The organism is Geodermatophilus sp. SYSU D01180 (genome assembly GCF_054050415.1).
On sequence record NZ_JBJGZH010000014.1, the window covers coordinates 81,508 to 105,915 of the forward strand.

Annotated in this window: 21 protein-coding genes; 4 read left to right on the top strand and 17 right to left on the bottom strand. The window is 75.3% G+C overall.

Translation table 11 applies throughout. The features are described from left to right. The first annotated feature begins 57 nt into the window (after positions 1-57). Positions 58-1,134: an alkene reductase gene (locus ACI8AA_RS14380; RefSeq protein WP_457045086.1), complete on the top strand. Its 1,077-nt coding sequence runs from the start codon at positions 58-60 to the stop codon at positions 1,132-1,134. Between the two features lie 51 nt (positions 1,135-1,185). On the opposite strand, the gene ACI8AA_RS14385 is transcribed toward ACI8AA_RS14380, so the two are convergent. Genes ACI8AA_RS14385 through ACI8AA_RS14430 form a run of 10 tightly spaced genes read right to left on the bottom strand, consistent with a single transcriptional unit; the run spans position 1,186 to position 12,441 of the window. Next, the gene (locus tag ACI8AA_RS14385; RefSeq protein ID WP_457045087.1) at positions 1,186-3,654 is read right to left on the bottom strand and encodes an FAD-dependent monooxygenase; all 2,469 of its coding nucleotides are present in this window, start codon (positions 3,652-3,654) and stop codon (positions 1,186-1,188) included. Beyond that, positions 3,651-4,898: a beta-ketoacyl synthase N-terminal-like domain-containing protein gene (locus tag ACI8AA_RS14390; RefSeq protein WP_457045088.1), complete on the bottom strand. Its 1,248-nt coding sequence runs from the start codon at positions 4,896-4,898 to the stop codon at positions 3,651-3,653. Before ACI8AA_RS14390 ends, ACI8AA_RS14385 begins: the two co-directional genes overlap by 4 nt. After that, a complete protein-coding gene (locus ACI8AA_RS14395; protein WP_457045089.1) occupies positions 4,895-6,181 on the bottom strand; it encodes a beta-ketoacyl-[acyl-carrier-protein] synthase family protein in 1,287 nt (428 codons plus the stop codon). Before ACI8AA_RS14395 ends, ACI8AA_RS14390 begins: the two co-directional genes overlap by 4 nt. Beyond that, positions 6,178-6,603 carry a cupin domain-containing protein gene (locus tag ACI8AA_RS14400; protein WP_456936149.1) on the bottom strand — a complete coding sequence of 142 codons (426 nt, stop codon included), beginning with the start codon at positions 6,601-6,603 and terminating at the stop codon, positions 6,178-6,180. The genes ACI8AA_RS14395 and ACI8AA_RS14400 overlap by 4 nt, the downstream gene beginning before the upstream one ends. 18 nt (positions 6,604-6,621) lie before the next feature. Continuing rightward, a complete protein-coding gene (locus tag ACI8AA_RS14405) occupies positions 6,622-7,578 on the bottom strand; it encodes an ACP S-malonyltransferase (protein WP_457045090.1) in 957 nt (318 codons plus the stop codon). After that, a complete protein-coding gene (locus ACI8AA_RS14410; RefSeq protein ID WP_457045091.1) occupies positions 7,575-8,066 on the bottom strand; it encodes an SRPBCC family protein in 492 nt (163 codons plus the stop codon). The genes ACI8AA_RS14405 and ACI8AA_RS14410 overlap by 4 nt, the downstream gene beginning before the upstream one ends. A gap of 29 nt (positions 8,067-8,095) precedes the next feature. After that, positions 8,096-9,838 (bottom strand): acetyl-CoA carboxylase biotin carboxylase subunit, encoded by a 1,743-nt coding sequence (locus ACI8AA_RS14415; protein WP_457045092.1) that lies wholly within the window; start codon positions 9,836-9,838, stop codon positions 8,096-8,098. Beyond that, positions 9,835-10,386: an acetyl-CoA carboxylase biotin carboxyl carrier protein gene (accB, locus tag ACI8AA_RS14420; RefSeq protein ID WP_457045093.1), complete on the bottom strand. Its 552-nt coding sequence runs from the start codon at positions 10,384-10,386 to the stop codon at positions 9,835-9,837. The genes ACI8AA_RS14415 and accB overlap by 4 nt, the downstream gene beginning before the upstream one ends. Beyond that, positions 10,373-12,130, bottom strand: coding sequence for an acetyl-CoA carboxylase carboxyltransferase subunit alpha (locus ACI8AA_RS14425; RefSeq protein WP_457045094.1), 1,758 nt, complete (start codon positions 12,128-12,130; stop codon positions 10,373-10,375). Before ACI8AA_RS14425 ends, accB begins: the two co-directional genes overlap by 14 nt. Continuing rightward, entirely contained in the window at positions 12,127-12,441 is a 315-nt protein-coding gene (locus ACI8AA_RS14430; RefSeq protein ID WP_387991358.1) for a TcmI family type II polyketide cyclase, read from the bottom strand. The genes ACI8AA_RS14425 and ACI8AA_RS14430 overlap by 4 nt, the downstream gene beginning before the upstream one ends. A gap of 397 nt (positions 12,442-12,838) precedes the next feature. Here ACI8AA_RS14430 and ACI8AA_RS14435 point away from each other — a divergent pair, with 397 nt between their 5' ends. Both ACI8AA_RS14435 and ACI8AA_RS14440 read left to right on the top strand, forming a co-directional pair. Then, on the top strand, positions 12,839-13,576 hold the full coding sequence (locus ACI8AA_RS14435) for a LuxR C-terminal-related transcriptional regulator (RefSeq protein ID WP_457045095.1): 738 nt from the start codon (positions 12,839-12,841) through the stop codon (positions 13,574-13,576). 361 nt (positions 13,577-13,937) lie between these two features. After that, on the top strand, positions 13,938-14,618 hold the full coding sequence (locus ACI8AA_RS14440; protein ID WP_457045096.1) for a LuxR C-terminal-related transcriptional regulator: 681 nt from the start codon (positions 13,938-13,940) through the stop codon (positions 14,616-14,618). Between the two features lie 40 nt (positions 14,619-14,658). Here the strand turns inward: ACI8AA_RS14440 and ACI8AA_RS14445 are convergent, their stop codons facing one another. Continuing rightward, on the bottom strand, positions 14,659-15,540 hold the full coding sequence (locus tag ACI8AA_RS14445) for an ABC transporter permease (protein ID WP_457045097.1): 882 nt from the start codon (positions 15,538-15,540) through the stop codon (positions 14,659-14,661). After that, on the bottom strand, positions 15,537-16,553 hold the full coding sequence (locus ACI8AA_RS14450) for an ABC transporter ATP-binding protein (RefSeq protein WP_457045098.1): 1,017 nt from the start codon (positions 16,551-16,553) through the stop codon (positions 15,537-15,539). The genes ACI8AA_RS14445 and ACI8AA_RS14450 overlap by 4 nt, the downstream gene beginning before the upstream one ends. Before the next feature lie 342 nt (positions 16,554-16,895). Between ACI8AA_RS14450 and ACI8AA_RS14455 the strand changes: the two genes are divergently transcribed. After that, the gene (locus ACI8AA_RS14455) at positions 16,896-18,233 is read left to right on the top strand and encodes a right-handed parallel beta-helix repeat-containing protein (protein ID WP_457045099.1); all 1,338 of its coding nucleotides are present in this window, start codon (positions 16,896-16,898) and stop codon (positions 18,231-18,233) included. 60 nt (positions 18,234-18,293) lie between these two features. Here the strand turns inward: ACI8AA_RS14455 and ACI8AA_RS14460 are convergent, their stop codons facing one another. From ACI8AA_RS14460 to ACI8AA_RS14480, 5 genes are read right to left on the bottom strand one after another with little or no spacing between them, the layout of a single operon-like run. Further along, positions 18,294-18,977, bottom strand: coding sequence for an SRPBCC family protein (locus ACI8AA_RS14460; protein WP_457045100.1), 684 nt, complete (start codon positions 18,975-18,977; stop codon positions 18,294-18,296). After that, entirely contained in the window at positions 18,974-21,385 is a 2,412-nt protein-coding gene (cutA, locus tag ACI8AA_RS14465) for an aerobic carbon-monoxide dehydrogenase large subunit (protein ID WP_457045101.1), read from the bottom strand. The genes ACI8AA_RS14460 and cutA overlap by 4 nt, the downstream gene beginning before the upstream one ends. A 28-nt stretch (positions 21,386-21,413) precedes the next feature. After that, positions 21,414-21,929: a (2Fe-2S)-binding protein gene (locus ACI8AA_RS14470; RefSeq protein ID WP_457045102.1), complete on the bottom strand. Its 516-nt coding sequence runs from the start codon at positions 21,927-21,929 to the stop codon at positions 21,414-21,416. Continuing rightward, complete coding sequence (locus ACI8AA_RS14475; protein ID WP_457045103.1) at positions 21,926-22,813, bottom strand: FAD binding domain-containing protein; 888 nt, start codon at positions 22,811-22,813, stop codon at positions 21,926-21,928. The genes ACI8AA_RS14470 and ACI8AA_RS14475 overlap by 4 nt, the downstream gene beginning before the upstream one ends. Next, positions 22,810-24,297, bottom strand: a complete 1,488-nt coding sequence (locus ACI8AA_RS14480) for a uracil-xanthine permease family protein (protein ID WP_457045104.1) — start codon at positions 24,295-24,297, stop codon at positions 22,810-22,812. The genes ACI8AA_RS14475 and ACI8AA_RS14480 overlap by 4 nt, the downstream gene beginning before the upstream one ends. Between the last annotated feature and the right edge of the window lie 111 nt (positions 24,298-24,408).

A 24,408-nucleotide genomic window follows, 5' to 3' on the forward strand; every position in this document is an offset into this window, starting at 1 on the left:
CCTGTGACGCCGCCCGCATCCCGGAATGGCCCGGCTCCGCGAGGTGTCGGAATCCCCGTGGACCTGTTCTCTCCCGTGACCCTCGGCGACCTCGAGCTCGCCAACCGCGTCGCCATGGCGCCGCTGACCCGCATGCGCTCCGGCAGGGCCGGCGTCCCCGGCGACCTCGTCGTCGAGCACTACGAGCAGCGCGCCGGCGTCGGCCTCATCGTCACCGAGGGCACCTACCCGACCCACGAGGGCCAGGCGTTCGTGGGCCAGCCCGGCATCGTCACCGACGAGCAGGTGGCCGGCTGGCGCCGCGTCGCCGACGCCGTGCACGCCCGCGGCGGCCGGATCGTCGTGCAGGTGATGCACGGCGGCCGCGTGACCCACCCCGACGTCAACGGCGGCCGCCGCGTCGTCGCCCCCAGCGCCATCGCCATCGACGGCGCCGGCCACACCGAGAAGGGCAAGCAGCCCTACCCGGTGCCGCACGCGCTGACCACCGACGAGGTCCGCGAGGTCGTCCGCGACTTCGTCCGCGCCGCCGAGCGCGCGGTGGAGGCCGGCCTCGACGGCGTGGAGATCCACGGCGCCAACGGCTACCTGCTGCACGAGTTCCTCTCGCCGGCGTCCAACGTGCGCGACGACGAGTACGGCGGCTCCCCGGAGAACCGCGCCCGCCTGGTGGTCGAGGTCGTCACCGCGGTGTCCGAGGCGATCGGTGCGGGCCGCGTGGGGCTGCGCATCTCGCCCGAGCACGACATCCAGGACGCCCTCGAGACCGACCGCGAGGACGTGCGCGCCACCTACGGCGCGCTGGTCGACCAGCTGCGCCCGCTGGGCCTGGCCTACCTCTCCGTGCTGCACCGCGAGCCGGCCGGCGACCTGGTCCAGGAGCTGCGCAGCCGGTTCGGCGGCCACCTGATGGCCAACAGCGGCTTCGGCTCGGTCACCACCCGCGAGGAGGCGGTCGCGCTCATCGAGGCCGCGCACGCCGACGTCGTCGCCGTGGGCCGGGCGGTCATCGCCAACCCCGACCTGGTCGAGCGCTGGGCCGGCGAGCACCCGGAGAACGAGATCCGGTCGCACCTGTTCTACGCGTCCGGCGCCGAGGGCTACACCGACTACCCGGCGCTGCGCGCCAGCTGAGCCGGTCCCGGGCGGCAGAGATGGCCGTCTCTGCCGCCCGGGACCCGCGTCTCAGAGCGCGTAGACGCCCGCGAGGTGCTCCCGCAGCACCTCCTCGGACACCGGCCGGGTGCGGAAGCCGACGTGCCCGTCGGGCCGGACCAGGTACGCGGCCGTGCCCGGGCCCGCGATCCCGTACGCGGTGCGGAAGCCGTCGCCGGGGTCGGTGAGCACCGGCAGCTCCACCAGGGGCGGGACGGGGGTGCCCGGCGCGAGCAGCAGGTACGGGTGCACCTGCCCGCGGGTCGCCGTCCGGATCCGCACCGCCAGCTCCTCGAGCGCCGCGGGGTCGGCCGTGGCGTCGGCCGACAGCAGCAGCGTCGCGTGGGTGCCGCGGGTGAGGTCGAACAGCCGGACGTCGTGCGCCACGCCGAACCGGCGCAGGCCCGTCACGTCCGGCGCCCGGTGGCCGGGCTCCGGCCCGCCCGCGAAGTCGCCGTCGACCTGACCGACCAGCGGGCTCCCGGCGTAGTTCATGGTCATCTGCATCTCGAGCAGGAACTGCGCCTTCTCGTCCTCCATGTCCATCTCGTCGGTGAACGCGATGGCCACGGCCCGGTCGACGATCGCCTTGCCCGCCGGGCGCCGCTCGGCCTCGTAGCTGTCGAGCAGCCCGGGGGAGCCCTGCCCGCGGACGGCGAGAGCGAGCTTCCAGGACAGGTTCCACGCGTCCTGGATCCCGGTGTTCATGCCCTGGCCGCCGGCCGGCGGGTGCAGGTGCGCGGCGTCCCCGGCGACGAACACCCGGCCCACCCGGTACCGGTCGACGATGCCGTGCTTGATCCGGAACACCGACGACCAGCGCAGGTTGCTCGCCGTCGTCCCGGCCGGGCCGAGGTCGTCGATGGCGGCCTGGATGTCGGCCAGCCCCGGCGGGTCGTACTCCTTCCAGAACCCGGCGGGGACGACGCCGCTGCCGATCGTCTCCTGCAGCCGCTTCGGCGCCAGCGTGGCCACCCGGAACCGGTTGCGGCCCCGCAGCGGGACGCAGACCAGCATGCCGGTGAAGTCGCCGTCGTCCTCGATCCGCACCCACCGCAGCAGGTGGCCCGGCGGCATGTCCCAGTCGACGTCGACGTCGCCGAGCATGAACAGCTGCGGGAACATCGACAGCCCGCCGTCGAACCGCAGCCCCAGCTGCGCGCGCACCGCGCTGGAGGCGCCGTCGGCACCGACCAGGTAGGCCGCCCGCGCCGCCTCGACCTCCCCGGAGGCGTGCGCGAGCTGCGCGGTCACGCCCTCGTCGTCCTGGGTGAAGCCGGTGAGCTCGACGCCGCGCTCCACCTCGATGCCGAGGGACCGCAGCCGGTCGCCGAGGATCCGCTCGGTCTCGTACTGCGGCAGGCCGAGGTGGGCGTAGGGCAGCTCCTCCAGGCCCGACCAGTCGACCTGGTGGGTGAGCTTGCCGTTGACGAAGACGGTCTGGCCGTAGAGCCAGCTGCCGGCGTCCATCGCCTCGGTGACGATGCCCTGGTCCTCCCAGATCTCCATCGTCCGGCAGTGGATGCCGATCGCCTTGTCCGCCTGCGTCGAGGCCTCGGGCCGCTTGTCGACGACGCGGACGGCGATCCCGCGGCGGGCCAGCTCGATGCCGGCGGTCAGCCCCGCCGGCCCGGCGCCGATCACGAGCACCTCGGCGTCCGGCCGGGTCCGCTGCGCGGCGGGGGCCGCCGGCACGGGGAGCGGTGAGGGCAGCGAGCCGAGGTCGATCGGCGCGGTGACCGGCTCGGCCAGCGCCGGCCGCGGGGCCGGCACCTCGGCCGGTGCCTCCACCGGAGCCGGAGCAGGGGCGGGGGCCGGGGCCGGGGGTGCCGCCGCCCGCACGCCCCGCACGCCGGCCTCCTGCGGCCGGAACCGGATCTCGTAGAGCTTGCGCTGGAAGAACACCGACAGCCAGCGGATGAGCGGGCCGCTCTGGTCGGCGTGCGAGGGGTCCTCCACCCAGTTGCGGAAGTCCTCGTCGGACTCCCACTCGGCGAAGATGTGGTACAGGTCCGAGTCCGGTTCCCGGAGCAGCTCCTCGCGGATCAGCCCCTTGGTGCCGCGCAGCCGCTCGGTGACGATCCCGTAGGCCCGCTCGAACGCCTCCTCCTCGCCCGGCGCCACCTTGGTGCTGATGTCCACGCGCACGTGCGAGGCCTGCTCGCCGCCGGTGATCCCGTACAGCACCTCGTAGGTGCTGCGGTCGGCGTCCTCGCGCAGGTCCCGCAGCGCCGCGGTGAGCGTCTCCCGGGCGGCCGAGCGGCCGAAGCCGTCGACCGCCGCCCGGTCCACCCAGTCGGCGACGACGAGGAACGTCCGCGGGTCGGCCGCGTCCCGCATCAGCTCCTGCCGGAGGTTGCCGGGCACCGAGGCGATCTGCGCCGCCGCCTCGCGCCAGGCGTCCTCGAACGCCTGCTCGCAGCCCTCCCGCACCCGCATGCGCAGCAGCGTGCGCACCGCGCCGTCGTGCGTCGTCGGCCGCTCCTCCAGGGTGGTCATGCCGTTGCCCCTCCAGCGTGTCGGCGCAGCACGAGGCTGCTGTTGAAGCCGCCGGCGCCGCGGGCGAGGACGACCACCGTGGCCAGGTCCTGCACGCGGCCGGCGCGGACCAGGTCGACCCCCGGCGGCGTCTCGACCGGGTCGTCGAGGAAGGCGGTGCCGGGCACGATCCCGTCCCGCATCGCCAGCAGCGCCGTCGCCACGTTCAGCGCCGACCCGCCGGCCATGAGCCGGCCGGTCCACGACGACGGCGCGGTCACCGGCACCGGAGCCGACCGCCCGCCGAACACCGCGCCGAGCGCCTCCAGCTCCAGCCGGTCCAGTTCCGGGACGCCGGCGCCGTCGGCGATCACCAGGTCGACCTCGTCCGGGGAGACGCCGGCGTCGGCCAGCGACAGCCGGATCGCCCGGGCGTACTGCGTCGCGTCGGGCGCCGGGTCCTCGTGGTGGTGGGCGTCGTGGGTGGCGCCGTAGCCGGCGACCTCGCCCCACACCTTCGGCGCGCCGCGGGCCGCGGCCGCGCCGGGCTCCTCCAGCAGCAGGATCGCCCCGCCCTCGCCGACGACGTGCCCGTTGGCCCGCCGGTCGAAGGGCTTGTAGGCGTCCTCCGGGCGGTCGGCGCCCGACAGCCGGCCGCCGGTGGCCTGGCAGAGCACCGCGTACGGGCACAGCCCGGCCTCGGTGCCGCCGACCAGCACCGCCGGGGTGCCGCGGCGGGCCACCCGCCGCGCCCAGCCGATGCTGTCCAGCCCGCCCGCGCCCTCGGTGACGACGACGCCCGAGGGGCCCTTGAACTTGTCGCGGATGGAGACCTGGCCGGTGGAGGCCGCGTAGAACCAGGCGATCGACTGGTAGGCGCCCACCGACCGGGGCCCCTTGGCCCACAGCCCCTGGATCTCGTGCTGGCTGAACTCGTTGCCGCCCGAGCCCGAGGCCAGGAACACCGAGGTGGCGTAGACGTCGTCCTCGGGGGCGGTGTAGTCCGCGTCCTGCGCCGCGAGGGTGGCCGCCGCCAGCGACATCCACGTCCACCGGTCGGTCTGCACCATGAGCTGCGGCGAGACGTGGTCGGCGGGCACGAAGTCGCGCACCTGCCCGGCCAGCGGGACGCCGTAGCGCTCGGCGTCGAAGCCCTCCAGCGGCCGGACCGCCGGCTCCCCGCGGACCAGCGAGGCCCAGTGCTCCTCGACGCCGACACCGGTCGGGGCGACGACGCCGATCCCGGTGACCAGCAGCCCGCTCACGACTCCCTCCGCGTGGGCGCGGCCAGCACGATCGCCGACTGGAACCCGCCGAAGCCGCTGCCCACCGAGATCGCGACGTCGACCTTCTGCTCCCGCGCCACCTTCGGCACGTAGTCGAGGTCGCACTCGGGGTCGGGCACCTCGTAGTTGGCCGTGGGCGGCAGCACGCCGCGCTGCACCGCCAGCGCGGTCGCGGCGATCTCGATCGACCCGATCGCCCCCAGCGAGTGCCCGACCATCGACTTGATCGAGCTCATCGCCACACTGCCGGCGGCCACGCCCAGGCTCTTCTTGACCGCCGCGGTCTCGTGCCGGTCGTTCTGCTTGGTGCCCGAGCCGTGCGCGTTGACGTAGCCGACCTCGTCCGGCGCGATGCGGCCCTGGTCCAGCGCCCGGGTGATCGCCTCGGCCATCTCGGTGCCGTCGGGCTTGAGCCCGGTCATGTGGAAGGCGTTGCAGCGGTTGGCGTAGCCGGTGACCTCGCAGTACACCTCCGCGCCGCGGCGGCGGGCGTGCCCGAGCTCCTCGAGCACGAGCACCGCCGCGCCCTCGCCCATGACGAACCCGTTGCGGCGGGCGTCGAAGGGCTTGGAGGCGTGCTCGGGGTCGTCGTTGCTGTCGGTGGTCGCCCGGATGGTGTCGAAGCAGGCCATCGAGATCGGTGAGATCGGGGCGTCGCTGGCCCCCGCGATCACGACGTCGGCGTCGCCGTCCTCGACCAGCTGCGCGCCGTAGCCGACCGAGTCGATGCCGGAGGTGCAGCCGGTGGAGACGACGGTCGCCGGGCCGTGCGCGCCGAACCGGACGGCGAGCTCGGTGGCGCCGCAGCTCGGCACCAGCGCGGAGGCGAGGAACCGCGAGGCGTACCGCGGGTCGACCTCCCACAGCCGGCCGGAGTCGCTGACCTGCACGTACTCCTGCTCCAGGCGCATCGTCGCGCCGACCGCGCTGCCCAGCGTCACGCCGACGCGGTCGCCGTCCGGGCCGTCGTCGGCGCCGAACCGCAGCCCGCTGTCGGCGACCGCCTCGTCCGCGGCGACCATCGCCATCTGGACGAACCGGTCGTTGCGGAACACCTCGTGGGCGGTCAGGCCCAGCTTGCGGCCGTCGAAGTCCACCTCGGCGGCGACCTGGGAGCGGAACCGGGCCGGGTCGAAGAAGGTGATCCGCCGGGTCGCCGTCCGCCCCTCGGTGAGCATGTCCCAGAAGCCCTCGCGGCCCATCGAGCCGGGGGCGACCACCCCGATGCCGGTGACGACGACCCGGCGCCGGTCGGTGCTCACCGCACGCCCGGGGGCAGCTCGGTGTCCACGTGGCCGAGCTCCGGCCGCGGCGCCAGCGGACCGCACAGGAAGACGAACGTCGCCGTCGTGCCCGTGTCGTTGACGATCCGGTGCCGCACGCCGATCGGGATGTGGACGGCGGACTCGGCGACCAGGCGGCGCTCCTCGCCGTCGAGGGTGACCAGGACGTCGCCCTCCTGGCAGTAGAGGAACTCCTCCGAGTACGGGTGCCAGTGCTCGGTCACGACCTCGCCGGGCTCAAGGGTGAGCGTGCCCATGAAGCCGGCGGTCGAGCCCACGCTGGCCGGGGACAGCAGCACCCGGATGTCCCCGCCGCGGCGGCGGTTGGGCGCGGTGTCGGCGCGGTGGACGGTGGGGCCGCAGCGCGTCGGGGTGGCCGGCGCGTGCTGGATCGTCGTCATGTCTCTCCTCGGAGCGGGTCAGGCGGGGACCGAGTCCGCGAGCGCGGATCCCGGGACGTCGGCGGGGACGGGCGCGCCCGGCCCCGCGGCCAGGCGGACGGGCAGGCCGGGGTGCACCTGGGCGACCAGCGGCCCGAGGACCGGCTCGGCGCCGATCTCGACGACCGACGTCGCGCCGGTGGCGACCAGCGCGCGGGAGGTGGCCTCCCAGAGCACCGGCGCGGTGAGGTGGCGGCGCAGCGCCGCGCGCAGCCGGCCGGGGTCGCGGGTCGGCTCGCCGTCGGCGTTGGGGACGACGGGCACCAGCGGGACCGACCAGTCCAGGTCGGCCAGCGCGGTCACCAGGTGCGCGGCGACCGGCGCCATCAGCGGCCCGTGGCACGGCGCCCGGCCGGGCAGCCGCACCAGCTCCAGGCCCGCCGCGCGGACGACCTCGGCCGCGCGGGCGAGCTCGGTGCGGCCGCCGGAGAGCACCGCGCGCTGCGGGGCGTCGAGGGCGGCGACGCACAGCGGGCCGTCGTCGCCGACCGCCGCGACGGCGGCGCGGGCGACCTGCTCCGCGCCGGGGCCGAGGACGGCGGCCAGGCCCGCGCAGGAGGGCCGGGGCGCCAGGCACAGCAGCTCGGCGCGCCAGTGCACCAGCTCGACGACCTGGTCGAGCTCGAGGGCGCCGGCCGCGACGAGGGCGGCGAACTCGCCCACGCCGTGCCCGGCGACGACCGCCGGGAAGAGCCCGCGGGCGGTCAGGCTGCGGTAGCCGGCCACCCCGGTCACGACGACCTCGAGGTGCGCCGCGACGGGGTCGGGTGCGGTCGCGGGGTCCCGCCACCAGGCGGCGACGTCGCGGCCGACGACGGCGTCGACCTCGGACACGGTGGCCGCGGCCACCGGGTCGGCCAGCCACGGGTCGACCATGCCCGGGCGGGAGCCCTCCTCCCCGGGCAGGACGACCGCGGGACCCCGCGCCGCGGTCACCCCACCGCTCCCCGGGTCGCGGCCGCCTCGACCTTGTCGCGGATGATCCCCATCTGGACCTTGCTGTTCGCGTCGATCCGCCGGGTCATCGTCTCGGTGTCGACCGGGGCCTCCGGCCGCATCCGGAAGTCCTGCACCCAGCGCATCCGGGTGCCGCCGTCCTCGGCCGTGTAGCTCCAGTGGATGTCCATGAACTCGAACGGCCCGGGCTCCACGCGGCGCGCGCGCACCTCGTGGGTGGCCGGGTCGAGGGTCCGCTCGGACACCCAGCTCCACACCCGCCCGGACTCGTCGGGGTGCATGGTCAGCCGGAACCGGAACCAGGTGTCGGTGGACTCCAGGACCTCCACGCTGCGGTACTCGGTGAACAGGTCCGGCCAGGACCGCAGGTCGTTGGTCATCGACCAGACGTGGTCGAGGTCGGCGTGGATGAGGATCGAGTTGTCGGTGTGGCCGACGGTCAGGGCGCGCGGGTCGGTGCTGGTCATGTCGGGGTGCTCCCTCGGGACGGGGTGGGCTACGCCGGCTGCGCCTGGGCCGCGGAGACGGCCTCGACGATCTCGCCGAACGTGTAGTTGTCGGGGCTGTCGTCGGGCATCGCGGTGCCGAAGCGGTCCTGCAGCTCGGTCTGCATGGACAGGAAGGCCAGCGAGTCCAGGCCGACGTCGGCGAAGCGGGCGTCGGGGTCGTCGGTGTGCGCCTCGGCCGGCAGGCCCGCCTTCTCGGTGAGCAGCTGCATGAGGTCGGCCTGGGTGAACGGGGCAGCGGACATGGGTGGGTCCTCCTCGGGACGGGAGTGGGGGACGGACGCCGGACCGGCGGGGGCGCCGGACGGGACGAGGTGCAGCGCGCCGCGCGAGGCGGGCAGGGCCGGCTCCCGGGACGCGGCGATGGCCGCGGCGCGGGCCACCAGGTCGGGCAGCCGGCGGTCGAGGAACTGGACGTCGTGCCGGTCGGCGCGCACGTCGGGGTCGCGCAGCAGCGCGCGGTGCAGGGCGGCGGTGGTGTGCACGCCGGGGCCCTCGACGCGCAGCTCGGCCAGCGCCCGGTCCATCCGGCGCACGGCCTGCTCGCGGTCGGGCGCCCAGACGACGAGCTTGCCCAGCAGCGAGTCGTAGTGCGGGCTGACCTCGTCGCCCTGGCGGTAGCCGGTGTCGAAGCGGGTCCACGGGCCGTCGGGGACGCGCAGCACGTCGAGCCGGCCGGGTGCGGGGGCGAACCCGCGGGCGGGGTCCTCGGCGTTGATCCGGCACTCGATCGCCGCGCCGCGCACCACGACGTCCTCCTGCCGCAGCCGCAGCCGCTCGCCGCCGGCCACCAGCAGCTGCTCGCGGACCAGGTCCACGCCGGTCAGCAGCTCGGTGACCGGGTGCTCGACCTGGATGCGGGCGTTCATCTCCATGAAGTACGCGCGCCCGGCGTCGTCGACGAGGAACTCCACGGTCCCGGCGCCGGTGTAGCCGACCGACAGCGCGCCGCGGACCGCCAGCTCGCCGAGCCCGGCCCGCTGCTCCGGCGTGAGGTGCCCGGCCGGGCCCTCCTCCAGCAGCTTCTGGTGGCGCCGCTGCAGCGAGCAGTCCCGCTCGCCGAGGTACACGCCCGCGCCGTGGGCGTCGCAGAGCACCTGGACCTCGACGTGCCGGGCGCCGGACAGGTAGCGCTCGACGTAGACGGTGGGGTCGCGGAACACCGCCCGGGCGACGGTGCGGGTGGTGGCGAACGCCTCGGCGAAGTCGGCGGGGTCGTGCACCACCGTCATGCCGCGGCCGCCGCCGCCGGCCGCGGCCTTGATGATCACCGGGTAGCCGATCTCCGCGGCGATCGCCAGGCCCTCCTCGGCGGTGCGTACCGGGTCCACCACGCCGGGCAGCAGCGGCAGGCCGGCCGCGGCCATCAGCCGCCGCGCGGTGGCCTTGTTGCCCATCTGCTGCATGACCTCCGGCGGTGGGCCCACGAAGGTGAGCCCCTCGGCCTCGCAGATCTCGGCGAAGTCGGGGTCCTCGGAGAGGAAGCCGTAGCCGGGGTGCACCGCGTCGGCGCCGCTGCGCAGCGCCGCCTCGACGACGTTGGGCACGTGCAGGTAGCTGGCCCGGGGCGCCGGCGGGCCGATGTGCACCGCCTCGTCGGCCATCTCGACGACGGCGGAGCGCCGGTCGGCCGTGGAGTACACGGCGACCACCTCGATGCCGAGCTCCCGGCAGGCGCGGGCGACCCGGACGGCGATCTCGCCGCGGTTGGCGACGAGCAGCCGGCCGATCACCGCGGCCCCCCGGACGGGCGCAGGACCACCAGGACCTGGTCGTACTCGACCGACTCGGCGTCGCCGACGCGGATCTCGGCCACCGCGCCCGCGGAGTCGGCCACGATCGGGTTCATCAGCTTCATCGCCTCGACGATCCCGAGCGTCTGGCCGGCCTCGACCTCGTCGCCGACCCGCACGAACGGCTCGGCGCCGGGGGAGGGCGCGGCGTAGAAGGTGCCCACCAGCGGCGCCCGGACGGCGATCGCGCCCTCGGGGACCTCGGGCTCCTCGCCCGCCGGCTCCGGGACCGCGGCCGGTCCGGTCGGCGCGGCCACGGCCTGCAGGCCGCCGGGCGCCGGCGCGGGCAGGGGGGCCGCGGGGACGGCGTCGGCCGCCCACTCCACCTCGACGGCGCGGTCGCCGCTGCGGACGGTCAGCCGGCGCAGCGGCCCGGGCAGGGCGCGGGCGAGCTCGACGACCTCGTCGTGCAGGCTGCGGCCCTCGTCCCCGGCCACCGGCTCCTCCACCGTCGATCCCGGCCGCGCCTGCAGCTCAGCGGGCCGCATCCCCGCCACCCCCCTCGGGTGCGGGGGCGACGACCCGCAGCGGCCGGTCGCCGTCGCCGCCGATGCGGGCCAGCCGGGCGGCCCGGGTGCCGAGCAGGGTGCCGACGTCGAGCCGGGCGAGCTCGTCGAGCTCCCGCACCAGCGCGGCGCGGACCAGGCCGGCGGCCGCGAGCGGGTCGGCGTCGGCGCCGCCGGGCGGCTCGGGCACCACCGAGGTGGCGATGCCGCTGGCCCGCAGGTGCGGCGCGCCCAGGCGCATGGCCCGCGCGGCGGTGGGCGCGGCGGTCGCCGTCCGCCAGAGGATCGCGGCGCAGCCCTCCGGGCTGATCACCGACAGGTAGGCGTTCTCCAGCACCAGCAGCCGGTCGGAGGTGCACAGCGCCAGCGCCCCGCCGCTGCCGCCCTCGCCGGTCAGCACCGCGACGACGGGCACCCGCAGCCGGCTGCTGCGCATGATGGTCTCGGCGATGGCGTGCGCCTGGCCGCGCTCCTCGGCCGCCGGCCCGGGGTGCGCCCCGGGGGTGTCGACCAGCGTGACCACCGGCAGGCCGAAGGTCTCGGCGTGGCTCATGAGCCGCATCGCCTTGCGGTAGCCCTCGGGGTGCGGCATGCCGAAGTTGCGCGCCACCCGCTCGCGGACCGAGTGGCCCTTCTCGTGGCCGATCACCACGACCGGGCGCCCGTCGAGGACGGCGACCCCGCCGACGACGGCCGGGTCGTCGGCGAACGCGCGGTCGCCGTGCAGCTCGACGAAGTCGTCGAAGACGGTGTGCAGGTAGTCCAGCGTCGTGGGCCGGCCGGCGACCCGGGCCCGCTGGACGACGTCCCAGGCGTCGGCGTCCTGCGCGTCGTCCGCCGGGGTCCCGTCCCCGGGCGCCTCCGGTGCCGGCACCGGGGCGGCGGCCGGGGGAGGAGCGGGACGGCGGCCGTGCAGCTCGAGCAGCCGCACCAGCAGGGGGCGCAGCTCCGCGCGGCTCTCGACCCGGTCGACCAGGCCGTGGGCCAGCAGGAACTCCGCGGTCTGGAAGTCGCTGGGCAGCTCGGCCCGGATGGTCTCCTGCACCACCCGCGGGCCGGCGAAGCCGACGTGCGCGCCGCGCTCGCCGACCAGGACGGCGGCCAGGGTGGCGAACGACGCCGACACCCCGCCGTAGGTGGGGTCGGTGAGCACGCAGACCGACAGCAGGCCGGACTCGTGCAGCCGGGCGAAGGCGTGGCTGACCCGCGCCATCTGGAACAGCGAGAACACGCCCTCCTGCATGCGGGCGCCGCCGCTGGCGCACACGGTCACCAGGGGCAGGCCGCGCTGCAGGGCGAGGTCCGCGGCCGCGCTGACGCGGCGGCCCACCTCGATGCCCATGCTGCCGCCGAGGAAGCCGAAGTCCATCGCGGCGAGGACCACCGGGGTGCCGCCGATGCGGGCGGTGCCGAGGACGACGGCCTCGCTCTCGCCGGAGCGGGCGGCGGCCTCGTGCAGCCGGTCGCGGTAGTCGCGCAGGTCGGTGAAGGCCAGCGGGTCGGCGGGCCCGGGCGGGCAGGCGTGCTCGTCGAAGGTGCCGTCGTCGGCCAGCAGCGCGATCCGCGCGCGGGCGCCCAGCCGCAGGTGGTGGTCGCACTCGGGGCAGACCGACAGGTTGCGGTCCAGGCGCTTGCGGTAGAGCAGCCAGCCGCAGCTGGGGCAGCTCACCCAGTCGACCGTCCCGGGCGCCGCGGCGTGCGGCCGGGCCGGCGTCGTCGCGGTCACGACCGCTCCGCCGACCACTCGTAGAAGCGGCGCGCCATGGCGTCCCGCGGCGACCGCCAGTTCGGGTCGTAGGCGACGATGTAGGGCCGCAGCTCCTCGCTGACCGCGCGGAACGCCGGCAGCGACTGGGCGACCGCCATGGCCTCCTGCTCGGGGCGGTCGAACTCGATCAGGTGCACGTAGAGGTCGTGGAAGGTGAACAGCTGCCGGCGCCGCACCCCGATCTCGTACGGCATCGACGTCGCGTCGGAGCGGGCGAAGACGTCGGCGACCTTGTCCGCGTCGGCGGGGGTCATCCTCGCGATGATCATCGTCTGGTGCACGGGCACTCCAGCGTCGCTGTGGGCCGGCAGGGGGCCGGCGAACCGGTGCGGCCGGCGGGCCGGGGACGGATGCCCGGCGACGCTAGGGCGGCGGCGCGGCCTCCCGACAGCGGCCACGGGTCGGATCCGTCGCGCCCGCCCGGGGGAGGGGTCGGCCCGTCGCCCGGGCGGGCACCGGCCGGAGGGGGTGGCGCGTCCTCCGGCCCAGCGCCCGCGGACGGGGGCGAGGCCGTCCTTCTGGCCAGGGGACCACGACCCGGGTATGAAATCCGGCATCTCATCGCGCTCACCACGTCGCGGACCGGTGGCGTCGGGTCACCGTCCGTCGCTAGCTTCCCGGTCCTGGGGAAACGGCACGGGGGCCGGACCTGAGCGGAGCGGACGCATGGGCGGCGAGCCAGGGGAGAGCGTCACCCCACCGCGGGACGGGTCGCGGCCTCCCGGGGCCCCGGCGCGCGTCCTGATCTGCGACGACCACGAGGTGCTGCGGCACGGCCTGCGCGCGGTGCTGCGCTGGGCGCCGGACCTCGTCGTCGTCGCGGAGGCGGCCGACGCGACGCGGGCGCTGGAGCTGGCCACCGAGCTGCACCCCGACGTCACCCTGCTCGGCCTGGGCGCCCAGGGGACGGCGATGACCGACCTGGTGCGGGACCTGACCGCGGCCGGCACCCGGGTCGTCCTGCTCGGCGAGGCCGGGAGCGGCGGCGACCTGGTCGAGGCGCTGCGCGCCGGCGCGCGCGGCTACGTCTACACCACCGTCAGCTCCGACCGGCTGGTCGAGGGCGTGCGGGCCGTGGTGCGCGGCGAGACGCTGCTCGACGCCGCCGTCACCGGGGAGCTGCTGCACCACCTCGACGGCGCGCGGAGCTCGGCCGGGACCGAGGACCCGGGCGGGCGCAACCCGCTCACCGCCCGGCAGCAGGCGGTGTCCGAGCTGGTGGCCGAGGGCCTGACCAACGCGGAGATCGCCACCCGGCTGCAGGTGAGCCGGGCGACCGTGAAGGGCCACATCACCGTCGCCCTGCGCCGGCTGGGCCTGCGCGACCGGACACAGCTGGCCATCCACGTCAACCGCACCGCCCGGCCCGGGACCGGGTGGGAGGCCGGGCCCGTCGGCGGCTGACCTCCGTGCCCGGCCCGACACTCTCCGTACACGCCCGGCGCACACACCGGGAGGACTCCCGCGCGCCACGCACACGAAGCTGGACGGCACCTGTGAACGCCGTGCAGATTGCCTGGCAACACCGGACGGTTGCGCGCTACCGTTCGGCGCGTCCGACTGAGACGGACGGGTTCCACTCGGCCGGAGACCCCGGTCCAGGTCCCGTCAGCCACCCGGACAGGGGGAAGGCATGAGCTCCGACGACGTCCTGCGGGGTCACGGTCCCGCCGCGCCGAGACCACGGCGCCCCGTCGGTCCCGCACCGGGCGTGCCGGTTCCGGGACGGGGCGCGCCGCCCCGCCCGCGCCAGGTCCCGCGGCCGGTGCGCCCGCTCGCCATCCGGCCGCCGTCCAGCCTGGTCCGGGTGCTGCTGTGCGAGGACCGGGAGGTCTTCCGGCTGGGGTTGCGGGAGGTCCTCGAGGCCGAGCCGGACATGGCCGTCGTCGCCGAGACCCACCACCTGCCCGGGGCGCTCGCCGCCGTCGACGACGTGCCCACCCAGGTCGTCGTCGCCCGCCAGGGCCTGGTCGAGGGCGCCACGCTGCCGCTGCTGCGTGACCTCTGCCGCCGGGGGACCGCGGTCCTCGTGCTGGCCGAGCCGCGCGAGGCCGGGCCCGAGCTGGTGCACGTCCTGCGGGCCGGGGTGCGGGGCTACCTGCCGCGCTGCTCGGCCGCCGCGCGGCTGGTCGAGGCCGTGCGCGCGCTGGCCCGGCACGAGCCGGCCATCGACTCCTCGGCCACCAGCCAGCTGGTGCGCTACCTGACCGACCCCACCCCGCCGGCCGAGGCTCCCGACCGCGCGCTGGACCGGCTCACCGAGCGGCAGCGGGAGGTCGCCGAGCTCGTGGCGCAGGGGCTGAGCAACGAGGAGATCGCGCGCCGGCTGTTCCTGAGCCTCGCGACGGTGAAGAGCCACCTCACCGCCTCGATGCGGCGGCTGGGCCTGCGCAGCCGGACCCAGCTGGCCATCCTCGTCAACCGGGACCACTCGCCCGCGGCGTGACGGAGGGCCCTCCCCGCAGGGGGAGGGCCCTCCGTCACGCTCAGCTGAGGTCGCGGCGGGCCAGCAGCAGGGCGGTGAGCGCGACGGCGCCGGCGAGGAAGGCGCCCAGCACCCAGGCGGCCTGGCCGCCGTCGACCACCGCGACGACGCCCGGCGTGCGCACCGGGTCCCCGGCCAGCGCGGCCACCAGCGACCCGGCGTTGACCCCCGGCAGCGCCCGCTGCACGGTGTCGAAGACCTCGAGCAGCGGCGCGGCTACGTTGACCACCAGGCTCTCGACGGCGAGCACCCACACCAGGCCCAGCCCGATGGCCAGCGCGGTGCCGCGCAGCGCCGTCCCGAGCAGCATGCCGAGCGCGCCCCACGTGGCGGCCACGAGCAGGCCGCCACCGAAGCCGCGGGCGATCTCGCCGATCCCGGGCCAGTCCGCGGGCGCGGACTCGACGCCGGCGATCAGTGCGCTGACCCCCGCCGTGAGCGCGAGGCTGAACGCGACCGTGCCGGCGAGGACGGTGAGCAGGGCCAGCACCTGGCCCGCGAGGACGGTGGTCCGCCGCGGCCCCTGGGCGAGCAGCGTCTTGAGCGTCCCCCAGCCGTACTCGCTTCCGGCCAGCAGCGCGCCGAGGGTCAGCAGCAGCGCGCCGCCGAACAGCGGCAGGCCCGACAGTGCGTTGCCGACCAGCCGGTCGGGCAGCGTGTCGGCCAGCAGCGCCTCCGGCGGGCTGCCCTCGTAGGAGGAGCCGCGCCGGTAGCTGGTGTAGGGGATGACCAGGCTGAACACCAGCTGCAGCGCGGGCCACAGGCCGAGCAGCACCCAGGTCGCCGGGCGGCGGCGCAGCTTGAGCAGCTCGGCGCCGACGATCGCCGGCAGGGAGCCGGCGGAGCGGGGGACCGGCCCCGCGACGGCGGCCGCCGCGCTCACCGCGCACCCCGGCGCGTCCGCCGCGCGGGTGCCGGCTCCGGGGGCGGGTCCCCGTCGGCGGTCCGGTCGCCGGTGAGCTGGAGGAAGACCTCCTCCAGCGTGCGCGCCTCCTGCCGCAGCCCGGTGACGTCGACGTCGGCGCGGACCAGCGCGCGGTTGACCGCCGCGGTCTCGCCGGGCGCGGCCTGCAGGTGCAGCGCACCGTCGACGACCGACACCCGGTCGGGGCCGAGCAGCCGCGACGCGACCGCCACGGCGGCGTCCAGCGGCTGCGCGTCGACGACGAGCCGGCCCAGGCCCCGCAGCTCCTCGACGGTGCTCTCCACGACCAGCCGGCCCGATGCCACGACCGCGACCCGGTCGCACAGGTGCTCGACCTCGCCGAGCAGGTGGCTGGACAGGACGACGGTGCGGCCCTCCGCGGCCAGCCGGCGGAGCAGGCCCCGCACCTCGCTGATCCCCGCCGGGTCCAGCCCGTTGGTGGGCTCGTCGAGGACGACCAGCTCCGGGTCCTTGAGCAGCGCCGCGGCGATGCCCAGCCGCTGCTTCATGCCCAGGGAGTAGGTGCCGAAGCGGTCGCCGGCGCGGTCGGTGAGGTCGACGGTGCCGAGCACCGCGTCGATGCGCGCCGTCCCGACGCCGGCGTAGCGGGCGAGGACCCGCAGGTTGTCCCGGCCGGAGAGGAAGGGGTAGAGCCCGGGGCCCTCGACCAGCGCCCCGACCCCGGCCACCGACGCGCCCGCCGGGCGGCCGAGCACCGTGGCCGACCCGCTGGTCGGGCGCACCAGGCCGAGCAGCATCCGCAGCGTCGTCGTCTTGCCGGCGCCGTTGGGGCCGAGGAAGCCGAAGACCTCGCCGCGGCGCACCTGCAGCGACAGCGCGTCGACGACCGTCCGGGAGCCGTAGCGCTTGGTGAGCCGGTCGGTCGTGACCACCGTGTCGGGGAGGGACGGACCGGGCGCCGCCGGGAGTGGTGCGGAGCGCCGGCCGACGGTCTCGGGGGCGGTCGTCATGCGGGGACTCTGCCCGCGCCCGTCTCGCGCTGTCGACGCCGTGAGGGTCCTTCGTCCCGAATCCGACCGGGGGTGTGCGACCTGGGGCGGAGGCGCCCTCCCGGGGTCGGTGGCCGCCCTCGCCCGACGGTGGAACGGGGCCCTCCCCGGGCCGGTCGTACGACCTCGGGCGGGCCCAGGTTCACACTCCTGACCCGTGGACGGTCCCGTTCCGCCCGTGGATGGTGTGCCGCGTTGCCAGGTTCCTCACAGGTTCCCCGCGCGCCCCTCACAGGTTGCCGGGGGCCTGTCCCGTCCCCGGGCGCCTGCCCGGGAGCGGCCGCAGACCAGAGAGGCCACCCCATGGACCCATCCACGACGACGAGGACGAGGACCCGCGCCAGAGCCGCACGCGTCACGGCGGCCGCCGGTGCCGGGGTCCTGCTCTTCGCCGCGCTCCCCGCCGGCATCGCGTCGGCGTACGGCGGCCCCCGCACCTGGGACGTCAAGCCCGGTGAGTCCATCCAGGCCGTCGTCGACCAGGCCGCCTCGGGCGACACCGTCCGGATCGCCCCCGGCACCTACACCGAGGCCGTGTGCATCGTGGACAAGGGCCTGACGATCCAGGGCGCCGGCCGCAACCAGACCACCATCCGGTGGAAGGGCGGGGAGCCCGCGCGGACCCCGTGCTGGGAGGCGACGAACGCCGCCGACCTCGAGGACGACGACGCCACCCTGGCCGACAACGTCTCCGGCCTGTTCTTCCTCAACCCGGACAGCCCCGTCGTGGTCAAGGACCTGCGCACGAAGAACCACACGGCGAACGGCATCGCCGCCTGGGGCGCCGACGGCTTCACGGTCACCAACACCAAGGGCAGCGGGCACGACCGGTACGGGATCCTCGCGGCCGACTCGCGGCACAACCACATCGTGGGGAACGTGGAGCAGGGCGTGGACCGGGCCGGCCCCGGTGAGGCGCCGGACTCCGGCACCGCCGGCATCTCCATCGGTGACTCGGCGAACTCCGAGTCGCTCGTCGCCCACAACCACGTGGACGGCTACAACCTCGGCATCTTCCTCCGCGAGTCCAGCGGCGGGAAGGTCGAGGCCAACACCCTGACCGGCAACTGCATCGGGATCCTGACCTTCGACGACTCCGGCACGGAGATCCCCGACCGCACCCGCAACGTCGAGGGCGGCGACTGGCGGATCACCGGCAACACGTCGGCGGCCAACAACCGGTGGTGCCTGCAGGGTCGCGAGGGCGACCAGCGGATCTCCGGTGTCGGCATGGCCGTGGTGAACGCGTCGAACGTCCAGGTCAGCGGAAACGTCATCCGGGACCACGTCCCGACCATCCCGCCGGCCCAGTTCATCCCGCCGAACGCGCCGCCGCTGACCTTCCCGACCGGTGGGCTCGTGCTGCTGACCTTCCTGCCGCCGCCTCCGCCGGCGCCGCAGGGCATCGCGAACCCGGGACAGGTGTCCAACGTCGCGGTCGTGGCCAACACCTTCGGTGACAACCGCGGCTTCGTGTTCGACCCGGCGACGGGTAGCTCGCAGCTCGGGAGGGTCGACATCCACGTCGTGCCGCCGATCCCGCCCTTCATCGGGGCGCCCGGTCCGGGCCTGCAGTTCCGCGACAACGCCTGCGACGGCAGCATCCCGAGCAACATCTGCGGGAACCCGCTGCCGCTCTGATCCGCACCACCCCGCCCGAGGGCGGTCCCGGCACCCGCCGGGGCCGCCCTCGGCGCGCGTCTAGCGACGGCGGCCGAGCAGCCAGCCGACGAGGACGCCGAGCAGGGTGAGCCCGGCACCGCCGAGCGCGCCGACGGCGAGGGTCTGCAGCTCCGACGACGGCGCCGCCGTCGGGGCCTTCGTGCCGCGGAAGACCTGCGGCTCGGGCCCGGCCGGCGTCCCCGCGGGCACGGCCGCGGGCGCCTCGGTCGAGCTGACCGCGGCCGAGGTCGCGCGGGTGGCGGCCGGCGCGGCGGCCACGGGGGCGCCCTCGGTGAGCTCGCGGTCGATCGCGGCGAAGAACTGCCCGGCCATCCGCTTGGCGACGCCGGAGATCATCCGCTGCCCGACCCCGGCCACCGGCCCGCCGACGACGGCGTCGGCCGAGTAGCTGAGCGTCGTCCCCTCCTCGTGCGGCTCCAGGTCGATGGTCACCTTCGCCCGAACGTTGCCCGGGGCGCCGGCGCCGGAGGCGTGCATGACGTAGGACGAGTGCGGCTGCTGGTCGGTCAGCCGGACCTCGCCGGCGTAGGTGCCGCGGATGGCGCCCACGCCGACCGAGACGTCCATCCGGTACTCGTCCTCGCCGGTGCGCTGCAGCGACTCGCAGCCGGGGATGGTCCGCGCGAGCACGGCCGGGTCGGTGACGACCCTCCAGACCTCCTCGGGCGTGCCGTGCAGCACCGCCGAGCCGTCGAGGTTCACGCGGGCACTCCCGTCTGGAGGGACGCCTGCGTCCGCTCCGCCGTCTCGTCTCTCATCAGGTCGTACAGCTCGGTCGGCGAGATCGGCATCGACGCGATCCGCCGCCCGGTGGCGTCCTCGATCGCCGAGGCGATCGCCGCCGTCCCGGGGATGACCCCCGCCTCGCCGGCGCCCTTGATCCCCAGCGGGTTCAGCGGCGACGGCGTCTCCTGGTGGTCGATGACCACGTCGGGCACCTCGGAGGCGTAGGGCATGAGGAAGTCCATGAACGACGCGTTCTGCAGCTGCCCGTCGGCGTCGTAGGCCATCCGCTCGTACAGCGCCCCGCCCACGCCCTGGGCGACGCCGCCGTGCACCTGGCCCTCGACGATCATCGGGTTCACCACGTTGCCGCAGTCGTGCACCACCGCGTACCGGACGACGTCGATCTCCCACGTCCGCGGGTCGATCTCCACCACCGCCGCGTGCGCGCCGGAGGCGAACGTCGAGCGGATGGGCGAGTAGTAGTCGCGGTGCTCCAGGCCCGGCGCGTCCCCGGGCGCGACCGGCGGCTTGCTGTCGTCGTGCGTGGCGAACTGGGTGGCCTGCTTGGCCGCCTCGTCGAAGGCGTAGCGCAGCGGGTTGGACAGGACGGCGACCGTGCGCAGCGGGATCGACGCCCCCGGCGTCCCCTTGACCTGCACCAGGCCCTCGTCGATCTCCAGGTCCTCCGGGTTGGCCTCGAGCACCTCGGCGGCGATCCGCAGCGCCTTCTCCCGCACCCCGCGGGCGGCCAGCGCGACGGCGTTGCCGCTCATCACCGCGGCGCGCGAGGCGAACGTCCCGACGGCGTACCCAAAGCGCCGGGTGTCGCCGGTGTGCACCTCGACGTCCTCGATCGGCACCCCCAGCTCGGAGGCGACGATCTGCGCGAACACCGTCTCGTGCCCCTGGCCCTGCGAGGTCAGCCCGGTGGAGACCAGCACCTTGCCGCTGCCGAGGACCTGCACGTGCCCGCCCTCGTACGGCCCGGGGCCGGTGCCCTCCACGTAGAGCGCCATGCCGACGCCGAGCAGCCTCCCGCGCGCCTCCGCGTCCGCGCGCAGCGCGGCGGCCTCGTCCCAGCCGACCAGCGCGACGAGCTTGTCCAGCAGCCCCGGGTAGTCCCCGGAGTCGTAGATGACCGGCCGGCCGTCCTGGAACGTCAGGCGGTGGTCGTAGGGGAACTGGTCGGGCGTGATCAGGTTCCGCCGGCGCACCTCGGCGCGGTCGAGGCCGAGCGCGTCGGCGATGCGGTCCATCGTCCGCTCCATCGCGTAGCAGCCCTGCGGCCGCCCGGCCCCGCGGTAGGGCGTGACGATGACGGTGTTGGTGTAGACGCTCTCGACGACCACCCGGTACACGGGGATCACGTACGGGCCGACCAGCTGGGTCGCCGTCACGATCGGGACGATGATCCCGTAGGGCGTGTAGGCGCCGTTGTCGTGCCAGACGTGCACGTCGAGCGCGGTGATCCGGCCGTCGTCGTCGTACCCGACGGTGATCTCCTGCCGCTGCTGGCGCTCGTGCGCGCTGGAGACGAAGTGCTCGCGCCGGTCCTCGGCCCACTTGACCTCGCGGCCCAGCCGGATCGCCGCCATGGGCACCAGCAGCTCCTCGGGCCACGGGTGCACGATCTTGACGCCGAAGCCGCCGCCGACGTCGGGCGCGATCACCTCGACCCGGTCCAGCGACAGCTCGAGCTTGGCGGCGATCGCCGCGCGCACCGACGTCGAGGCCTGGGTGCTGGAGTGCACACGCAGGCTGCCGTCGTCGGCGTCCCAGCGGGCGTGCACGCCCTTGCCCTCCAGCGGCGTGCAGGCGCTGCGCTCGATGTACTGGGTGAACGACAGCGTGTGCGCGGCGGCGGCCAGCGCAGGCTCGACGTCGCCGGTCTCCTGGTGGTGCCGGGCGGCGACGTTGTCGGGGATCTCCTCGTGGACGGCGTGCTCGGCGGCCCGGGCGGCGTCCACCCCGACGACGACCGGCAGCTCCTCGTAGGTGATGACGATCCGCTCCGCGGCGTCCTCGGCCACGTACCGGTCGGTGGCCACGACCATGACCACCGGCTCGCCGACGTGGTTGACCTCGCCGTTGGCCAGCGGGTACCCGGTGCGCGGCGCGTGCAGCTGCGGATGGGGGATGAGCACCGGCAGCGGCTCGGCCATCGGGCCGGTGAGGTCCTCGTAGGTGTAGATCGCGACCAGGCCCTCGACGTCGAGCGCCGCCTCGACGTCGACGTCGACGATCCGCGCGTGCGCGTGCGGGCTGCGCACGAAGGCCGCGGCCAGCGCGCCGGCGCCGATGTCGTCGAGGTAGCGGCCGCGGCCGGTGATCAGGCGGGCGTCCTCGCGCCGGCGGACCGGCTCCCCGAACAGCTTGGTGGTCATGCGTTCGCCTTCCGCGCGCGAATGGCGGTCACTGCCGGTCCTGCATCGCGGCGGCGGCGTGCCGGACGGCCTTCTTGATGTTGGCGTAGCCGGTGCACCGGCAGAGGTTGCCGCCGACGAGCTCGTCGACCTCCTCCTCGGTGATCTCCGTGCCCACGTCCCGCGCCTCGAGGCCCGCGGCGATCGTCACCAGGAAGCCCGGCGTGCAGAACCCGCACTGCAGGGCGTGGCACTCGCGGAAGGCCTCCTGCACCGGGTGGAGCACCTGCCCGCCCTGGTGGTCCTCGCGGGCCAGGCCCTCGACGGTGGTCACCTCCGCGCCGTCGACCTGCACGGCGAGCACCAGGCAGGAGCGCACCGGGTCGCCGTCGACGAGCACCGTGCACGAGCCGCAGACGCCGTGCGCGCAGCCGACGTGCGTGCCGGTCAGCCCGAGGTCGTCGCGCAGCGCGTCGGCGAGCACCCGGCGCACCGGGACGATCACCTCCCGCGGGACGCCGTTCACCGTCACGCGGACGGTCCGCTCCGTGTCGACGGAGGTCATGCAGCGGTCCTCTCGATCGCCTCGGCGGCCGCCTCGGCGAGTGTCCGTTCGGTGAGCACGCCGACCAGCAGCCGGCGGTAGTCGGCGCTGGCGTGGATGTCGGTGTCGGGCTCGACCAGCGTGCGGGCCAGCGCGCCGGCCGCGGCCCAGTCGGCGCTGTCGACGGGCTTGCCGGCGACGGCCTCGGTGAGGTCGTGCACCTCGGGCACCAGCCCGACCGACAGGTAGGAGGCGCGGACGGCGGCCACCCGGCGGTCCGCGTCGAGGGTCACGACGACGCCGGCCCCGCAGACGGCGTAGTCGCCCTTGCGCCGGGCGATCTCGGCGAAGGCGGTGCCCGAGCGCTCGGGCAGGGCGGGGAAGAAGGCGTCGACGACGACCGCGCCGCCGGGCAGCGAGGTCTCCAGCGGCCCGACGAACAGGTCCTGCCAGCCGACGGTCTCCCGGCCGGCCGGCGTCGCCACGGTCACCGAGCCGCCGGTGAGGGCGAGCACCGAGGTCATCTCGCCGGAGGGGTCGGCGTGCGCGATCGACCCGACCGTCGTCCCGCGGTTGCGGATGGCCGGGTGGGCGACGTTCGCCGTCGCCCGGGCCAGCAGCGGCTGGACCCGGGCGGCGGCCGCCGCGTCGGGGCTGTCGCGGAGCAGCCGTGCGTGCCGGACGAGGGCCCCCACCCGCACGCCGTCCCCGGTCGCCTCGACGGCGTCGAGGCCGGGCACCCGGTTGACGTCGACCAGCGTGGCCGGTGCCGCCAGGCGCATCGCCAGCAGCGGCAGCAGCGACTGCCCGCCGGCGAGCACCTTGGCGCCGGGCTCGGCGGCCAGGACGTCGAGGGCCTCGTCGAGGGACCGGGGGTCGGCGTAGCGGAAGGGTGCGGGCTTCACCGGTCGAGCGTCCCCTTGCGGGTGTCGACGCCGGGCCGGCCCACCTGGTCGACCGACGACGGGTCGGCGCTGTACTCGCGCCCCCCGGCGCTGTAGTCGTGCGCCCCGGCGTGGCCGAGCGCCGGGCCCGTGCCCCCGGCGTACTCCCGCTCGGCCACGAGCGCCGCCTTCATCTCCGCCGGCGCGAGGGCGCGGGCGACGTGCCACCCGAGCACCGCCACGATGGTGCCCAGCGCGATGCCGCCCAGCGAGAAGGTGTCGGTGATCTGCAGGTTCACGTTGCCGATGGCGATGATGATGCCCGCGGCGAGCGGCACCAGGTTGATCGGGTTGGCGAAGTCGACCCGGTTCTCCTTCCAGATCTTCGCGCCGAGCAGGCCGATCATCCCGTAGAGGACGACGGTGATACCGCCGAGGACGCCGCCCGGGATGATGTTGATCAGGGCGCCGAACTTCGGGCAGAGGCCGAGCAGGATCGCCACCAGGGCCGCCACGTAGTAGGCCGCGGTCGAGTAGACGCGGGTGGCGGCCATGACGCCGATGTTCTCGGCGTACGTGGTGGTGGGGGAGCCGCCGACCGAGGAGGCCACGACGGTGGCGACACCGTCGGCGGCGATCGCCCGGCCCATGTACGGGTCCAGGTCGCGCTTGGTCATCTCGGCGACGGCCTTCACGTGGCCGGCGTTCTCCGCGACCAGCGCGATGACGGCGGGCAGCACCAGGAGGCTGAAGTTCAGGGAGAAGCTGGGCGCGGTGAAGTCGGGGAGGCCGAACCAGTCGGCCTGGCTGACGGAGTCGAAGTTGATCCGGTCGCGGGTGACGACCTCGCCGGTGCCGTCGGGCGAGGTGATCTGGCCGGCGGTCGCGTCGAGCAGGATCGACAGCAGGTAGCCGAAGACGAGGCCGAGCAGGATCGAGATGCGGGCCCAGAAGCCGCGCAGCAGCAGCGAGGCGACGATGACGAAGGACATCGTGGCCAGCGCCACCCACTGGTCCTGGGGCCAGTAGATGCCGGCGACCACCGGGGCCAGGTTGAAGCCGATCAGGAGCACGACCGCGCCGGTCACCGCCGGCGGCAGGATCGCGTGCAGGAACCGGACCCCGGCGAAGTGGATGAGCACGCCGACCAGCGCCAGCACGACGCCGGAGACCAGGATCGCGCCGACGACGTCGCTGGAGTCGCCGCCCTGTGCCCGGACGGCGACGACGCCACCGACGAACGAGGCACTGGTGCCCAGGTAGCTCGGCACCTTCCCGTTCACGATGAGCAGGAAGATGATCGTCGCGATCCCGCTCATCATGATCGCGAGGTTGGGGTCGAGCCCCATGACGATCGGGAAGACGAAGGTCGCCCCGAACATGGCGACGACGTGCTGGGCGCCGATGCCGACGGTGCGGGGCCACGACAGTCGCTCGTCGGGCGCGACGGCCTCGCCCAGTGGCGGCGTCTTGCCGTCGCCGTAGAGCTTCCAACCGAACGCCATGGGGTCCTCCTCGAGAGGCACAACCGATGCGGGCCGGGAGGTGCCGCCACCCCCGGGAGGCCGTCACAGTGTCACGCGACACGCGGGCGCGAAAGTGCCTCAGCGCTAAAT

Bases quoted from the DNA above. Each gene is read 5' to 3' on its own strand.
- ACI8AA_RS14385 (WP_457045087.1), bottom strand. From the start codon at position 3,654: ATGACCACCCTGGAGGAGCGGCCGACGACGCACGACGGCGCGGTGCGC.
- ACI8AA_RS14400 (WP_456936149.1), bottom strand. From the start codon at position 6,603: ATGACGACGATCCAGCACGCGCCGGCCACCCCGACGCGCTGCGGCCCC.
- ACI8AA_RS14410 (WP_457045091.1), bottom strand. From the start codon at position 8,066: ATGACCAGCACCGACCCGCGCGCCCTGACCGTCGGCCACACCGACAAC.
- accB (WP_457045093.1), bottom strand. From the start codon at position 10,386: ATGCGGCCCGCTGAGCTGCAGGCGCGGCCGGGATCGACGGTGGAGGAG.
- ACI8AA_RS14430 (WP_387991358.1), bottom strand. From the start codon at position 12,441: ATGATCATCGCGAGGATGACCCCCGCCGACGCGGACAAGGTCGCCGAC.
- ACI8AA_RS14435 (WP_457045095.1), top strand. From the start codon at position 12,839: ATGGGCGGCGAGCCAGGGGAGAGCGTCACCCCACCGCGGGACGGGTCG.
- ACI8AA_RS14450 (WP_457045098.1), bottom strand. From the start codon at position 16,553: ATGACGACCGCCCCCGAGACCGTCGGCCGGCGCTCCGCACCACTCCCG.
- ACI8AA_RS14455 (WP_457045099.1), top strand. From the start codon at position 16,896: ATGGACCCATCCACGACGACGAGGACGAGGACCCGCGCCAGAGCCGCA.
- cutA (WP_457045101.1), bottom strand. From the start codon at position 21,385: ATGACCACCAAGCTGTTCGGGGAGCCGGTCCGCCGGCGCGAGGACGCC.
- ACI8AA_RS14470 (WP_457045102.1), bottom strand. From the start codon at position 21,929: ATGACCTCCGTCGACACGGAGCGGACCGTCCGCGTGACGGTGAACGGC.
- ACI8AA_RS14480 (WP_457045104.1), bottom strand. From the start codon at position 24,297: ATGGCGTTCGGTTGGAAGCTCTACGGCGACGGCAAGACGCCGCCACTG.